The sequence below is a fragment of the Pseudomonas bubulae genome (assembly GCF_037023725.1).
Lineage (GTDB): Bacteria > Pseudomonadota > Gammaproteobacteria > Pseudomonadales > Pseudomonadaceae > Aquipseudomonas > Aquipseudomonas bubulae.
This window is the reverse complement of sequence record NZ_CP146077.1, coordinates 3646794-3660349: the sequence shown is the minus strand read 5'-3', so window position 1 is coordinate 3660349 and position 13556 is coordinate 3646794. Positions and strand designations below refer to the sequence as shown.

Sequence of the window (13556 nt, the reverse complement as noted above, 5' to 3'; positions counted from 1 at the left end):
GCTTGAGCATTTGAGGATGTGAAAATGAACGACAGTCCGTTTACCCGACAACTGCAAGGTGTGCGTGTGCTGGATGTCAGCCGCGTGCTGGCCGGGCCGCATTGCACCGCGATGCTGGCTGATCTGGGGGCCGACGTCATCAAGTTCGAAGTGCCCGAGGAGGGCGATGACGCCCGCCATCTGGGCCCGTTTCTGGACGGCGAAAGTGTCTACTTCGGGCTGATCAATCGCGGCAAACGCAGCGTTGAAATCGATTTTAAAAACCCGGCCGACCGCCAGCGTTTCTACGAACTGGTGGCCGATGCCGATGTCGTGGTCGAGAACTTCCGCCCCGGTGTCACTCAACGCCTGGGCATCGATTTCGACAGCCTCAAGCAGCACAACCCGCGGCTGATCTACGCCAGCATCTCCGGTTTCGGCCAGCAAGGTCCGCTGTCCAGTCGCCCGGCTTATGACATCGTCGCGCAGGCCATGTCCGGGCTGATGAGCGTTACCGGTTTCGCCGCTACCGGGCCGACCCGCAGCGGCGAGGCCATCGGCGATCTGTGTGCCGGGGTGTATGCAGCCTGGGCAATCAGCTCGGCGCTGTTTGCCCGCGAGCGGCATGCCCCGGGGGCCCAGTACATCGATGTGGCCATGTTCGACGTGTTGTTCAGCCTGCAGATGACCGGTCTGTCCAACCTGTATGCAAACGGTGTGGCGCCGGGGCTGGTGGGTAACCGGCATCCGGTATCGACGCCGTTTGATAGCTATCGTGCGGCAGACGGTCAGGTGGTGATTGCAGTGGCCAGCAATCGCCTGTTCGAGCGCCTGTGCCAATGCATGGGCCAGCCGGAGCTGGCCACCGATGCGCGCTTTGTCAACGATACCCAGCGCACCCTGAATGAGCCGGCGTTACGCGCTGTTATCGAGGCCTGGACCACACAGCACAAGGTTGAACAGTTATGCGACGGCCTGCTCGATGCCGGTGTGCCGTCTTCACCGGTGTGGGATCTGGCCCAGGCTGCGGGCAGTGAACATGCCCGTGTACGCCAGTTGCAGTTCCAGCCCGAGGGCAGCGTATTGCCGCTGGTGCCGCAACCGGTGTTCTTCAATGGCCGTAAACCCCACGCCATCACCATTGCCCCCCGATTGGGCGCAGACAACGCCGCATTTGGCTTGAACAAAGCAGGAGAGAAAGCATGAACTTTGAAATGAGCGCAGAAGAATTGGCCGTAGTTGAAAGTGCCGAGCAAGTGGCGCGTGAGGTAATTCAGCCGCTGGCCCAGCACTACGATGAAACCGAAACTTTTTGCCTGGCCAGCATCCGGGCGTTGAGCGATCTGGGTTGCATGGGCGTCAACCTGCCAGAGCAATATGGCGGCCTGGGCATTGGCAGCCTGGCGATGAGCCGCGTGGTGGAAGCAGTAGCGGGTGCCTGTGCCTCTACCGCTTCGGCCATGACTGCGCATTTTCTGGCCACGGACTCGATCCTGCTGGGCGGCACCGAGGAACAGAAACATGAGTGGCTGCCACGGGCAGCCAGCGGCGAATTGCTCGGTGCCTTTGCCCTGACCGAGCCTGCGGCGGGTTCCAACCCGGCGGATATGCGCAGCCGCGCCGTACGTGAAGAAGGTGGTTGGCGGGTGCGCGGCAACAAGCACTACATCACCAATGCCAGGGAAGCCGATTTTATTGTGCTCTACGTCAAGACCGACGCAGATGCAGGTCACAAGGGCATCAGTGCCTTTATGGTGCCCCGGGGCACGGCGGGCATCAGCTTCTCCAGTCCGGAAAAAACCATGGGCCTGCGTGGCAGTACCATCTATGAACTGGCGCTGGACTGCTGGCTGCCCGAATCGGCACTGCTCGGCGTAGAAGGCCAGGGGTTCAACACGGCCATGGCGGTGCTGGACCGTGGGCGGGTGGAAGTGGCAGCCATGTCGCTGGGGATTGCCAATGCCGCCCTGCAAGCCAGCCTGAGCTGGGTGCGTGAACGGCAGATCGGGCCCAAACCGCTGGCCGCTTATCAGGGCACGCAATGGCGCCTGGCTGATATGTATGCGCAGCTCGAAAGCGCGCGCATGCTGACCATGAAAGCTGCTGCCCGGCGTGACAGCGGCGAGCGTTTCAGCCTCGACTCGGCCACCGCCAAACTGGTCGCTGCCGAATGCGCCGGGTTTATCACCGATGCTGCACTGCAACTGCACGGTGGCTATGGCTACAGCCGGGATTTGCCGCTGGAGCGCTATGTTCGTGATGCACGGATCTTGCGGATTTTTGAAGGCACCTCCGAGGTACAAAAAATCATTATCTCCCGTGCCCTGCTCGACGCAGCCAGATAATCCGCCGGCCAAGGATTGGAAAAGTCTTTCCCAAAACAACACGGCGCACCCCGGGTGCCAGCCTGAAGGAACTGCTTATGTCCACGCTCAACCAAGATTCACCGCGGGCCTCGCTGGTCGAACAGCGCTCTATCGATTACATCCCTGAGTCAGAGCGCCATGGGCGTCTGTTCAGCCAGTTCACCTTGTGGTTCGGGGCCAACCTGCAAGTCACTGCGATTGTCACCGGAGCCCTGGCCGTGGTGCTGGGAGGGGACGTGTTCTGGTCGCTGATCGGCCTGCTGATCGGGCAAGTGCTGGGCGGCACCATCATGGCGTTGCATGCGGCGCAGGGACCCAAGCTGGGTCTGCCGCAGATGATCTCCAGCCGGGTGCAATTCGGCGTCTACGGCGCCGTGATCCCGATTGTGCTGGTGTGCCTGATGTATGTCGGTTTCTCGGCCAGCGGCTCGGTGCTGGCCGGGCAGGCGGTGGGGCAACTGGTGGGGGTGAGTGACTCGTGGGGCATCCTGATTTTTGCTGCCCTGATCGTGCTGCTGACCATTCTGGGCTATCGCACCATTCACATGATCGGCCGTGTGGCGAGCGTGGTCGGCGTGCTGGCGTTTTTCTACCTGTTCTACACCCTGATTGCTCAGAATGACATTGGCCTGTTGCTGAGCAATAAACACTTTTCCCTGAGCAGTTTTCTGTTGGCGATATCGTTGTCAGCCTCCTGGCAGATCGCGTTCGGGCCTTATGTGGCGGACTATTCACGCTACTTGCCAGCCAATACCTCGTCGCTGAAAACTTTTCTGGCAGTGGGGCTGGGCTCTGTCGTCGGCTCGCAAATATCGATGGTTTTCGGTGTGTTTGTGGCTGCCCTGGCCGGTAGCCAGTTTGCCGGGCATGAGGTGGCCTACATCGTCGGCATGGGGGCGAGCGGGGCGATGGCGGCGCTGCTGTATTTTTGCGTGGTGTTCGGCAAGGTGACCATCACTACGCTCAATGCCTACGGCAGTTTCATGTCCCTGGCCACCATCGTCAGCGGCTTTCGCGGCAACCATGAAATCTCCAAGACCTTACGCCTGTTTTACATCCTGCTGATGGTAGGTTTTGCCACTGCTCTGGCCTTGCTTGGGCAGCATTCGTTCCTCAAGGATTTTTCGGCGTTTATTCTGTTTTTACTGGCTTTTTTTACGCCGTGGAGCGCGATCAACCTGGTGGACTTTTACCTCATCAGTAAAGAGCGCTATGACGTACCGGCGCTGTCTAACCCGAATGGCCGATACGGGCGCTGGAACCTGCGCGGTATTCTGGTCTACGCCTTCGGAGTGGTGGTGCAGTTGCCGTTTATCGCCACCAGCTTTTACACCGGGCCTCTGGTGGAACACCTGGGGGGGACTGATATTTCCTGGATCATCGGCCTGACGCTGCCAGCGCTGGTGTACTACTTCGTGGCACGCAACTCGGGGCAGTCGGTGCCGGATCAACTGATTTTGCCTGTTGAGCCCGCGACGGTTTAAGAGGTTTCCAATCAAGTAGCCATAGAGGGAGCAACAATGAAGGTGCTGGCCTGTATCAAACGAGTGGTCGATTACAACGTTAAAGTGCGCGTCAAAGCGGACAACTCCGGCGTTGACCTCGCCAACGTCAAGATGTCGATGAACCCCTTCTGCGAAATCGCCGTGGAAGAAGCCGTACGCCTGAAAGAGAAAGGCGTTGCGACTGAAATCGTCGTCGTCTCCATCGGCCCGACCACCGCTCAGGAACAGCTGCGTACCGCGCTGGCGCTGGGTGCTGATCGCGCCATTCTCGTCGAGTCCGCCGAAGATCTGACCTCGCTGGCCGTGGCCAAGCTGCTCAAGGCCGTTGTCGACAAGGAACAGCCACAGCTGGTGATCCTGGGTAAACAAGCCATCGACAGCGACAACAACCAGACTGGCCAGATGCTGGCTGCGTTGACCGGTTTCGGTCAGGGCACGTTCGCGTCCAAGGTTGAAGTGGCAGGTGACAAGGTTGCCGTGACCCGTGAAGTAGACGGCGGCGCGCAAACTGTTTCGCTGAAATTGCCGGCGATCATCACCACCGACCTGCGTTTGAACGAGCCGCGTTATGCGTCCCTGCCAAACATCATGAAAGCCAAGAAAAAGCCGCTTGAAGTACTGACGCCAGACGCGTTGGGTGTTTCGACTGCTTCGACCCACTCGACCCTGAAAGTGGAAGCCCCGGCTGCACGCAGCGCGGGTATCAAGGTCAAGTCGGTGGCTGAACTGGTCGAGAAACTGAAAAACGAAGCGAAGGTAATCTAATCATGACTATCTTGGTAATCGCAGAACACGACGGCAAGGCACTGGCTCCGGCCACGCTGAACACCGTTGCCGCTGCCGCCAAAATCGGTGGCGACATCCACGTTCTGGTTGCAGGCCAGGGCATTGGCGCTGTAGCCGAAGCAGCTGCGCAGATCGCTGGTGTGGCCAAAGTTCTGGTTGCTGATAACGCGGCCTACGCCCATCAGTTGCCTGAAAACGTTGCGCCATTGGTTGCAGAGCTGGGCGCTGGCTACAGCCATATCCTGGCCGCTGCCACCTCCAACGGCAAAAACATCCTGCCGCGCGTTGCTGCGCAACTGGACGTTGATCAGATCTCCGAGATCATTTCGGTGGTTAGCGCCGACACCTTCACTCGTCCGATTTACGCCGGTAACGCCATTGCCACCGTACAGTCCACTGCGCCGGTCAAAGTGATCACCGTACGCGCCACCGGTTTCGACCCGGTTGCTGCGCAAGGTGGTTCGGCAGCGGTTGAAGCGGTTGCAGCGGTTCACGATGCAGGCACTTCGTCGTTTGTTGGCGAAGAGCTGGCCAAGTCGGACCGCCCGGAACTGACCGCTGCCAAAATCGTCGTCTCGGGCGGTCGTGGCATGCAGAACGGTGACAATTTCAAGTACCTGTATGCGCTGGCCGACAAGCTGGGCGCTGGTGTGGGTGCATCCCGTGCTGCAGTTGACGCGGGTTTTGTACCCAACGACATGCAGGTCGGCCAGACCGGCAAAATCGTTGCGCCACAGCTGTACATTGCGGTCGGTATTTCCGGCGCGATCCAGCATCTGGCCGGGATGAAAGATTCCAAGGTGATCGTTGCGATCAACAAGGACGAAGAAGCGCCGATCTTCCAGGTGGCCGATTACGGCCTGGTAGCGGACTTGTTCGAAGCGGTGCCTGAGCTGGAACAGGCGATCTAACTTCTGTAGGGGGGGCGGGTTCACCCGCTCCCGCAGGAATAAAGCCATCTGCTTGCAGCACAATTTTTGCCACAATCCGTTTTGTAGTTCTATAGATGCAAGTACAAGTTCGAGTGTAGATTCCCGACGGTAATATCCCATCCTTAATTACGTTGTATCGAGGGTAAGACTATGTCGGGTAACTTCTCCAGGAATGTAATGAATACTCTTGTGGTTGCGCTTAGTTTGGCGTTTACCGGTTCTGCACTGGCCGATACGGCAGTCAATGATCCGCTGTATATAACCGGCAACTATAAATGCACAGGGTTTGACAGTCATGACGGGGCCTTCAAGGGCGACCTGAGTGTCAAAGTGAATGAGAAATCCAGCAACTTCAGCCAGAACTTCGGCGCTTATACCTTCACGCTTGAAGTGGATCTTGGAGGCGACAAGGCCACTTATTCAGGCTACGCCGCCGCCCAGGGTCAGCAATTGGCAATGTATTTTGCCAATGACAGCCAGGAGGCCGCCACGGATCGAGGCATCGGGCTTGCGACCATTACCCGTGACCAGAACAGCAAGGGGCAATACACTACCACGCTGCACAAGTCATACTATGCGCCCGACTACAATGGCGGTGGCCATGGTACGGAAACATGCATTAAAACCCCGCAAGTTTGAAATTGAAAAAGCCCCGGAGATTATCCGGGGCTTTTTTGTACGGCCCGGGTTATCAGCTGTAGCTGTTAACTTTTACCAGGGCAGGCTCGGTTTGAGCCTTTTGCCAGGTCAGGGTCAGGGTTTGCAGCACGCGCGCCATATAGTCGCTATCGGCCGCAGCCTTCTTGCCCACGTAGCCTTGGCCACGGCGGTACATTTTGAGGTGGGCGCGCATTTGTGGACGTTCCTCCTCGAATCTGGTTTCTTCCTTGCACGACGTCACAGGATCGATACGTACATCACCGGCTTCGCTGATCCACAGGATATGGTCGTTCAGCGTGTCTTTCTGGGCGGCGAAGAGTCGAGCCAGCTCGTTAACAGTCGGTTGGTTATTCAGGTTCATGGCTAACTCCTTGACTACTCGTTGATCTGTCTAATTGATTCGCGCAACTGCACATGCAGCGCTACGTAGTGTCCATCCAAAGCAGATCTGTCTTGAGTTCGTCATATGTAGTAGTAAAACCCGGCACTACATACAGAGCGTAAAGCGAAGGAGAGCAGCGTGAACCAGGATGCCTGAGTGACATGACGCATCAGCCACAAGCTTCTTGAGGACGTTTCGCTAGCCCCTGTCGTCTTTGACGCGGACGATCAAGCCAGGTCAGCTTCATCAATTCTGCCTTGTGGGCAGTACCTATCCCGGAACAGCCCGACAGCTCGTCGAGCATGCTTGCAACAACCCTTTCCAGCGCTTCCGGTGGGGAAGACGTCTGCATAATGCTGGGGGAAAATCGAGCCGTCAATACTTATGTAGTGATTATTTTCAGGCACTACATATGTGACTGGCGGGTCGATTTTCAGCATGCCGGTCATCCCCGATAAATGCCCCAACCGTAGCCGATACCCCCGTTATTTCGGCAGTTCAAGGTAGGCGAGCCCCACTCAGTTGCTGTTGCGCACCCGCCCCGGGTAATTCATCACAAATTGCACATGAGCCTTTACGCCCGTGGCCAGGGTGGCATCGTCGGCGGTGAAGTAGGGGCTGTGGTTGTTCGCGACCTTGCTCATGTCCTGCCCTTCAGGCGTAGCGCCCAAAAATACGAACAAGCCCGGGACTTTTTCGGCGTAGTAGGAGAAGTCTTCGCTGGGCGACAGGGACGCCGGCAGCAACTGCACCTTGCCTGGCGCAGCCAGTTCCAGTGCCGGGACCATCGCGGCGGTAAGCTGCGGGTCGTTGCTGGTGACCGGCGCATGATTGACCAGCAGCAGGCTGGCTTCGGTTTCGTAGGCACTGGCAATGCCTTGCACCAGGGGTGGCATTTTTTTCAGCAGGGTGTCGCGCACTGCCGCGCTGTTGCTGCGGATGGTGCCGGTCATTTCCACGCTTTCGGGAATGATATTGGCTGCAGAACCGGCATTGACGGTGCCAACACTGATCACGCCCATCCCCTGGGTCAGATCAGCCCGGCGGCTGACCAGGGTTTGCAGGCCGTTGATAATGCCTGCGCTGGCTACTACCGGGTCGACGCCGCTCCAGGGTGCCGAGCCATGGGTTTGCTGGCCTTTGACGATGATGCGAAAACCGTCGCTGCTATTGAGCACGGTACCGGCCTTGTAATACAGATGACCGGTGGGGTAACCCGCCATCACATGCACGCCGAATATGGCTTCGACCTTGGGGGAGTCCAGGGCGCCGTCGCGGATCATCGCCTGGGCACCCACCAGGGTTTCGGTTTCGAATTCGTCCAGGTCTGCCGCGCCTTCTTCAGCGGGCTGGAACAGGAATACCACGGTGCCGGCGACCTGATCGCGATGCTCGGCCAGCACTCTGGCTGCACCCAGCAGCATGGCGGTGTGGGTGTCATGGCCGCAGGCGTGCATCACCGGTACGGTTTTGCCCAGGCGCACTCCCGTGGCCGTGCTGGCCCAGGGCAGGCCGGTCATTTCCTTGACCGGCAGGGCGTCCATATCGGCGCGCAGGGCCATCACCGGGCCAGGCAGGCCACCCTTGAGCACGGCCACTACACCGGTCTTGCCCACTTGGGTGCGCACCTGCAAGCCCAGGCTTTTGAGTTGCTCGGCGACCAGGGCGGCGGTCTTGAATTCCTGATTGCCCATCTCCGGGTTCTGGTGGAGGGTGTGGCGCAGGGAGATTACCTGCTCATTGACCGTCGCGACGGCGGGGTCGACCCAGCTCAGGTCAGCCGCATGGCCGGTGCTGGTCAGCGTGCTCAACAGTGCGAGGTACAAAGGGGCATGGCGAAGGCGGGGCAGCATTGAAGGTCTCTTGTTTGTTGTTTTTAGGGCGCTCAGGGTAAGCCAGTTTTTCGCACAGGCGGCGCAACCGCCGGGCTAAAAGCGTTCGATTACCGCCCATTAGCCGAGTGTCCAATTGCCCTGCCATTGCCGTCGTGCTTACTCTGGCGCAGACAACACCCATAATAATGACAACACCGAGTACCTTGCCGATGGATAGTCGCCTGCTGAGTGAACGCAGTAGCGTGTTCCGACACGCCGACCCACATGCCGTGTCCGACTATGTAAACCAGCATGTTGGCCAGCACTGCATCGGCCTTTCCAGAACCACCCGGCCGCTGGCCAGCCTCAATCACCGTAAATTCGCCGAGCTTGATCTGTGCCGGATCAGTTATGGCGGCAGTGTGCGCGTGACCTCGCCCGCACTGGAAACCATCTTTCACTTGCAGGTGCTGCTCAGCGGCAATTGCCTGTGGCGCGGCCCGAACCGCGAGCAGCACCTGGTGCCGGGGGAGTTGCTGGTGATCAATCCGGATGATCCGGTCGATTTGACTTACTCTCAGGATTGCGAAAAGTTCATCCTCAAAATACCGGCCAAATTGCTCGAATCGGTGTGCGACGATCAGCGTTGGCGGCGGCCGTCAGGCGGTGTGCGCTTTATGCGCAATCACTACCGGCTCGATGAGCTGGAGGGCTTTATCGGTTTGCTGGGCATGGTGTGCCAGGAGTCCGAGGCCAGCGATCCGCTGCTGCGGGTGCAGGAGCACTACACGCAGATTGTCGGCAGCAAGCTGTTGACCCTGATGCAGACCAATATCAGCCGTGAAAACCTGGCATCAGCCAGTGCCGGTCTTGAGCGCATACTCGATTACATCGAGCGCAATCTCAAACAGGAACTCAACGGTGAAGACCTGGCAGCACAGGCCTGTATCAGCCAGCGCTCGTTGTACAGCCTGTTTGAGCGCCAGTTGGGCGTGACGCCCTTGCAGTACATTCGCCAGCGCAAACTTGCGCGGATTCATGCCTGCCTGAACGACCCGAGCTGCACGGTACGCAGCCTCACAGAGCTGGCGCTCGATTACGGTTTTATGCACTTGGGCCGTTTTTCCGAAAGCTACCGTTTGCAGTACGGCGAGCTGCCTTCAAGCACCTTCAAGCGCCGGCACTGAGCAACGGCTTTTGTGGGAGCGGGCTTGCTCGCGATGGGATCGCTGCGGTGTCAGCGGAACACCGCGCTGCCTGGATCGCGAGCAAGCCCGCTCCCACTGAAATACCCGTCTTGCCTGCACTAACCGGATAACGATCCGCAGTAAACGGATAGTGCCCCGGACATCGACTCCCTAACCTGACCCGGCCTGGATAATAACAACGGAGGCCCTGGCCATGTCCCTGGGTATCGATTACTTGAATGCCATGCTGGAAGACGACAAAGACAAGGGTATCTACCGCTGCAAGCGTGAGATGTTCACCGACCCCGACCTCTTTGAACTCGAAATGACCCATATCTTCGAGGGCAACTGGATCTACCTCGCCCACGAGAGCCAGATCCCCAACGTCAACGACTTCCTGACCACCACCATGGGCCGCCAGCCGATTTTTATCGCGCGTAACAAGGCCGGTGAACTCAACGCCTTTCTCAACGCCTGCAGCCATCGCGGCGCCATGCTGTGCCGGCACAAAACCGGCAACCGCGCCAGCTATACCTGTCCGTTTCACGGCTGGACCTTCAACAACAGCGGCAAGCTGCTCAAGGTCAAGGATCCGGGCGCCGCCGGTTACCCCGAAGGCTTCAACTGCGAAGGCTCCCATGATTTGACCAAAGTGGCCCGCTTCGAGTCCTATCGCGGCTTTCTGTTTGGCAGCCTCAACCCCGATGTGAAATCCCTGGCCGAGCATCTGGGTGAATCCGCCAAGATCATCGACATGATCGTCGACCAGTCCGCCGATGGCCTGGAGGTGCTGCGCGGTGCCAGTTCCTATATCTACGAAGGCAACTGGAAACTGACCGCCGAAAACGGCGCCGATGGCTATCACGTCAGCTCCGTGCACTGGAACTACGCGGCCACGCAAAACCAGCGCACCCTGCGTGAAGCAGGTGAAGAGATCAAAACCATGAGCGCCGGCAGCTGGGCCAAGGGCGGCGGCGGTTTCTACTCCTTCGACCATGGCCATCTGCTGCTCTGGACCCGCTGGGCCAACCCCGAAGATCGTCCGGCCTACGAGCGCCGCGACGAACTGGCCCGGGATTTCGGCCAGGCCCGTGCCGACTGGATGATCGAGAACTCGCGTAACCTGTGCCTGTACCCCAATGTGTACCTGATGGACCAGTTCAGCTCGCAAATCCGCATTGCCCGGCCCATCTCCGTGAATCAGACCGAGATCACCATCTACTGCATCGCGCCCAAAGGCGAAAGCAGTGAGGCGCGCACCAAGCGCATCCGTCAGTACGAAGATTTCTTCAACGTCAGCGGCATGGCCACTCCGGACGATCTGGAAGAGTTCCGCTCCTGCCAGACCGGTTACGGTGCAGGTCGCGGCTGGAATGACATGTCCCGCGGGGCCGAACACTGGGTCGAAGGCGCCGATGCCGCCGCCGCAGAAATCGACCTCAAGCCGCTGTTGTCCGGGGTGCGTACCGAAGACGAAGGCCTGTTTGTGCTGCAACATAAATACTGGCAGCAAACCATGCTCAAGGCGGCTGGCGGCGAGCCCGCGCTGATCCCCGTGGAGGCTGTGCAATGAACAGCCTTTACCCCATTGTGCGGGATTTTCTGTACCGCGAAGCGCGTTACCTGGACGACGGCCAGTGGGATCAGTGGCTTGAGCTGTACGCCGCCGATGCCAGTTTCTGGATGCCGTGCTGGGATGACAACGACCGCCTTACCGAAGACCCGCAAAGCGAAATCTCGCTGATCTGGTACGGCAGCCGCGGTGGCCTGGAAGATCGCGTGTTCCGCATCAAGACCGAGCGCTCCAGCGCGACCGTGCCCGACACCCGCACTTCGCACAACCTGAGCAATATCGAGATCGTCGACCAGGCCGACGGCCTGTGCCAAGTGCGTTTTAACTGGCACACCCTCAGCTTTCGCTACAAGACCACCGACAGCTACTTCGGCACCAGCTTTTACACCCTCGACATGCGCGGCCCACAGCCGCTGATCAAGGCCAAGAAAGTCGTGCTCAAGAATGACTACGTGCGTCAGGTCATCGACATCTACCACATCTGATCAAGGCTGTGATGCGTGCCTGGGAGTGCCTGTGGGTGCCCGGGCCGGGCATTGCCTGCGAGGTACATTATGAGTTTTCAAATTGCCCTCAACTTCGAAGACGGAGTTACCCGTTTTATCGAGACCAATGGCCAGGAAACCGTCGCTGACGCCGCTTACCGCCAGGGCATCAATATCCCGCTGGACTGCCGCGACGGTGCCTGCGGTACCTGCAAGTGCTTTGCCGAAGCTGGCCGCTACGAGCTGGGCGAGGACTATATCGAAGACGCCCTCAGCGCAGAGGAGGCCGGGCAGGGCTATGTGCTGACCTGCCAGATGCGCGCCGCCAGCGACTGCGTATTGCGGGTGCCTGCTTCTTCGACCTTGTGCAAGACCCAGCAGGCCAGTTTTGATGCCGTTATCAGCAATGTGCAGCAGTTGTCAGAGAGCACCATCGCTCTGTCGATAAAGGGCGAGTCCCTGGGCAGTCTGGCGTTTTTGCCGGGCCAGTATGTCAACCTGCAGGTACCCGGCAGCGGGCAGAGCCGGGCCTATTCCTTCAGCACCCTGCAAAAGGATGGCGAGGTCAGCTTCCTGATCCGCAATGTCCCGGGCGGGCTGATGAGCAGCTTTTTTTAACAGGCATCGCCAAGGCTGGCGACAGCATGACCCTGGCGGGCCCTTTGGGCAGCTTTTACCTGCGTCAGATCCAGCGGCCCTTGTTGTTGCTGGCAGGTGGTACCGGGCTGGCGCCGTTCACCGCGATGCTGGAAAAAATCGCCGAGCAGGGCAGTGCCTACCCGGTTCATCTGATCTACGGCGTGAGCAACGACTTCGATCTGGTGGAGCTGGATCGCCTGCATGCCCTGAGTGAGCGCATCGCCAATTTCAGCTTCAGCGCCTGCGTGGCCAACCCGCAGAGCCAGCACCCGCTCAAGGGCTATGTGACCCAGCATATCGAGCCGGGCCACCTCAACCAGGGCGACGTCGATGTGTACCTGTGCGGCCCGCCGCCGATGGTGGAAGCGGTCAACCTGTATATCCGCGAGCAGGGCATTACCCCGGCCAATTTCTACTACGAGAAGTTTGCCGCTGCGGCCTGACACTTTGATTGGAGCTAGCCATGAACAACCGATTCCACAACAAGGTCGCGCTGGTTACCGGCGCCGCCCAGGGCATTGGCCGTCGCGTGTGCGAGCGTCTGCTGGGCGAGGGCGCGCAAGTGATTGCGGTGGACCGTTCCGAGCTGGTCTTTGAGCTGCAGGGCGAAGGCGTGCTGGCCCTGACTGCCGATCTGGAGCAATACACCGATTGTGTGCGGGTGATGGCTGCAGCGGTGAATACCTTTGGCCGCCTCGATGTGCTGGTCAACAACGTGGGCGGCACCATCTGGGCCAAACCGTTCGAGCATTACCGGGCCGAGGAAATCGAGGCCGAAGTTCGTCGCTCGCTGTTCCCCACTCTGTGGTGCTGCCATGCGGCGCTGCCCTACATGCTCGAACAGGGCAGCGGGGCGATTGTGAATGTTTCTTCAATCGCCACCCGCAGCGTCAACCGCGTTCCTTACGGCGCGGCCAAGGGCGGCGTGAATGCATTGACTGCCTGCCTGGCGTTCGAGAATGCCCAGCGCGGGATTCGCGTCAACGCCACTGCCCCCGGGGGCACTGAGGCACCACCGCGGCGGATTGCGCGCAATGAGAACGAGCAAAGCCCCGAGGAGCAAGTCTGGTACCGGCAAATCGTTGACCAGACCCTCGACAGCAGCCTGATGAAACGTTACGCCAGCCTCGATGAGCAGGTCGGCGCGATCCTGTTTCTGGCCAGCGACGAGGCCTCCTATATCACCGGCGTAACCCTGCCGGTGGGTGGCGGCGACCTCGGCTGACTTCTCTGATAAAAAAGGACAAC

The 13556-nt window shown here is 59.3% G+C and carries 12 protein-coding genes and 1 pseudogene; 11 read left to right on the top strand and 2 right to left on the bottom strand.

Features of this window, described 5'->3' with window-relative positions; all coding sequences use genetic code 11:
- Window positions 1-24 precede the first annotated feature (24 nt).
- The 6 genes from V6L81_RS16675 to V6L81_RS16650 all read left to right on the top strand — a co-directional run bounded on the left by V6L81_RS16675 (window position 25) and on the right by V6L81_RS16650 (window position 6207).
- Window positions 25-1185, top strand: a complete 1161-nt coding sequence (locus tag V6L81_RS16675; protein ID WP_095018698.1) for a CaiB/BaiF CoA-transferase family protein — start codon at window positions 25-27, stop codon at window positions 1183-1185.
- Window positions 1182-2324: an acyl-CoA dehydrogenase family protein gene (locus V6L81_RS16670; protein ID WP_095020696.1), complete on the top strand. Its 1143-nt coding sequence runs from the start codon at window positions 1182-1184 to the stop codon at window positions 2322-2324. The genes V6L81_RS16675 and V6L81_RS16670 overlap by 4 nt, the downstream gene beginning before the upstream one ends.
- Before the next feature lie 77 nt (window positions 2325-2401).
- Window positions 2402-3829 (top strand): cytosine permease, encoded by a 1428-nt coding sequence (locus V6L81_RS16665; protein WP_095039041.1) that lies wholly within the window; start codon window positions 2402-2404, stop codon window positions 3827-3829.
- A gap of 36 nt (window positions 3830-3865) precedes the next feature.
- Window positions 3866-4615: an electron transfer flavoprotein subunit beta/FixA family protein gene (locus tag V6L81_RS16660; protein ID WP_133145057.1), complete on the top strand. Its 750-nt coding sequence runs from the start codon at window positions 3866-3868 to the stop codon at window positions 4613-4615.
- A 2-nt stretch (window positions 4616-4617) separates the two neighbouring features.
- Window positions 4618-5547, top strand: a complete 930-nt coding sequence (locus tag V6L81_RS16655; RefSeq protein ID WP_338660169.1) for an FAD-binding protein — start codon at window positions 4618-4620, stop codon at window positions 5545-5547.
- Window positions 5548-5745: 198 nt separating this feature from the next.
- A complete protein-coding gene (locus V6L81_RS16650) occupies window positions 5746-6207 on the top strand; it encodes a hypothetical protein (protein ID WP_095021165.1) in 462 nt (153 codons plus the stop codon).
- Window positions 6208-6259: 52 nt separating this feature from the next.
- On the opposite strand, the gene V6L81_RS16645 is transcribed toward V6L81_RS16650, so the two are convergent.
- Together V6L81_RS16645 and V6L81_RS16640 are read right to left on the bottom strand one after the other, a co-directional pair.
- Complete coding sequence (locus tag V6L81_RS16645) at window positions 6260-6589, bottom strand: hypothetical protein (protein WP_094999986.1); 330 nt, start codon at window positions 6587-6589, stop codon at window positions 6260-6262.
- Window positions 6590-7128: 539 nt separating this feature from the next.
- On the bottom strand, window positions 7129-8463 hold the full coding sequence (locus V6L81_RS16640; protein WP_095018428.1) for an amidohydrolase: 1335 nt from the start codon (window positions 8461-8463) through the stop codon (window positions 7129-7131).
- 191 nt (window positions 8464-8654) lie between these two features.
- Between V6L81_RS16640 and V6L81_RS16635 the strand changes: the two genes are divergently transcribed.
- The 5 genes and pseudogenes from V6L81_RS16635 (at window position 8655) to V6L81_RS16615 (ending at window position 13533) form a co-directional block, all read left to right on the top strand.
- A complete protein-coding gene (locus tag V6L81_RS16635) occupies window positions 8655-9611 on the top strand; it encodes an AraC family transcriptional regulator (protein ID WP_095023288.1) in 957 nt (318 codons plus the stop codon).
- Between the two features lie 214 nt (window positions 9612-9825).
- Window positions 9826-11184, top strand: coding sequence for a benzoate 1,2-dioxygenase large subunit (gene benA / locus V6L81_RS16630; protein ID WP_094999989.1), 1359 nt, complete (start codon window positions 9826-9828; stop codon window positions 11182-11184).
- Window positions 11181-11669, top strand: a complete 489-nt coding sequence (benB, locus tag V6L81_RS16625; protein WP_094999990.1) for a benzoate 1,2-dioxygenase small subunit — start codon at window positions 11181-11183, stop codon at window positions 11667-11669. The genes benA and benB overlap by 4 nt, the downstream gene beginning before the upstream one ends.
- Window positions 11670-11738: 69 nt before the next feature.
- A pseudogene (benC, locus tag V6L81_RS16620) lies at window positions 11739-12751 on the top strand (benzoate 1,2-dioxygenase electron transfer component BenC).
- A 20-nt stretch (window positions 12752-12771) separates the two neighbouring features.
- Window positions 12772-13533, top strand: a complete 762-nt coding sequence (locus V6L81_RS16615) for a 1,6-dihydroxycyclohexa-2,4-diene-1-carboxylate dehydrogenase (RefSeq protein WP_095018430.1) — start codon at window positions 12772-12774, stop codon at window positions 13531-13533.
- The last annotated feature ends 23 nt before the right edge of the window (window positions 13534-13556 follow it).

Excerpts from the sequence above, each read along its gene's own strand:
- V6L81_RS16645 (WP_094999986.1), bottom strand. The coding sequence starts at position 6,589 with ATGAACCTGAATAACCAACCGACTGTTAACGAGCTGGCTCGACTCTTC.
- V6L81_RS16660 (WP_133145057.1), top strand. The coding sequence starts at position 3,866 with ATGAAGGTGCTGGCCTGTATCAAACGAGTGGTCGATTACAACGTTAAA.
- V6L81_RS16675 (WP_095018698.1), top strand. The coding sequence starts at position 25 with ATGAACGACAGTCCGTTTACCCGACAACTGCAAGGTGTGCGTGTGCTG.
- benA (WP_094999989.1), top strand. The coding sequence starts at position 9,826 with ATGTCCCTGGGTATCGATTACTTGAATGCCATGCTGGAAGACGACAAA.
- V6L81_RS16640 (WP_095018428.1), bottom strand. The coding sequence starts at position 8,463 with ATGCTGCCCCGCCTTCGCCATGCCCCTTTGTACCTCGCACTGTTGAGC.
- V6L81_RS16665 (WP_095039041.1), top strand. The coding sequence starts at position 2,402 with ATGTCCACGCTCAACCAAGATTCACCGCGGGCCTCGCTGGTCGAACAG.
- V6L81_RS16635 (WP_095023288.1), top strand. The coding sequence starts at position 8,655 with ATGGATAGTCGCCTGCTGAGTGAACGCAGTAGCGTGTTCCGACACGCC.
- V6L81_RS16615 (WP_095018430.1), top strand. The coding sequence starts at position 12,772 with ATGAACAACCGATTCCACAACAAGGTCGCGCTGGTTACCGGCGCCGCC.
- benB (WP_094999990.1), top strand. The coding sequence starts at position 11,181 with ATGAACAGCCTTTACCCCATTGTGCGGGATTTTCTGTACCGCGAAGCG.
- V6L81_RS16670 (WP_095020696.1), top strand. The coding sequence starts at position 1,182 with ATGAACTTTGAAATGAGCGCAGAAGAATTGGCCGTAGTTGAAAGTGCC.
- V6L81_RS16655 (WP_338660169.1), top strand. The coding sequence starts at position 4,618 with ATGACTATCTTGGTAATCGCAGAACACGACGGCAAGGCACTGGCTCCG.
- V6L81_RS16650 (WP_095021165.1), top strand. The coding sequence starts at position 5,746 with ATGAATACTCTTGTGGTTGCGCTTAGTTTGGCGTTTACCGGTTCTGCA.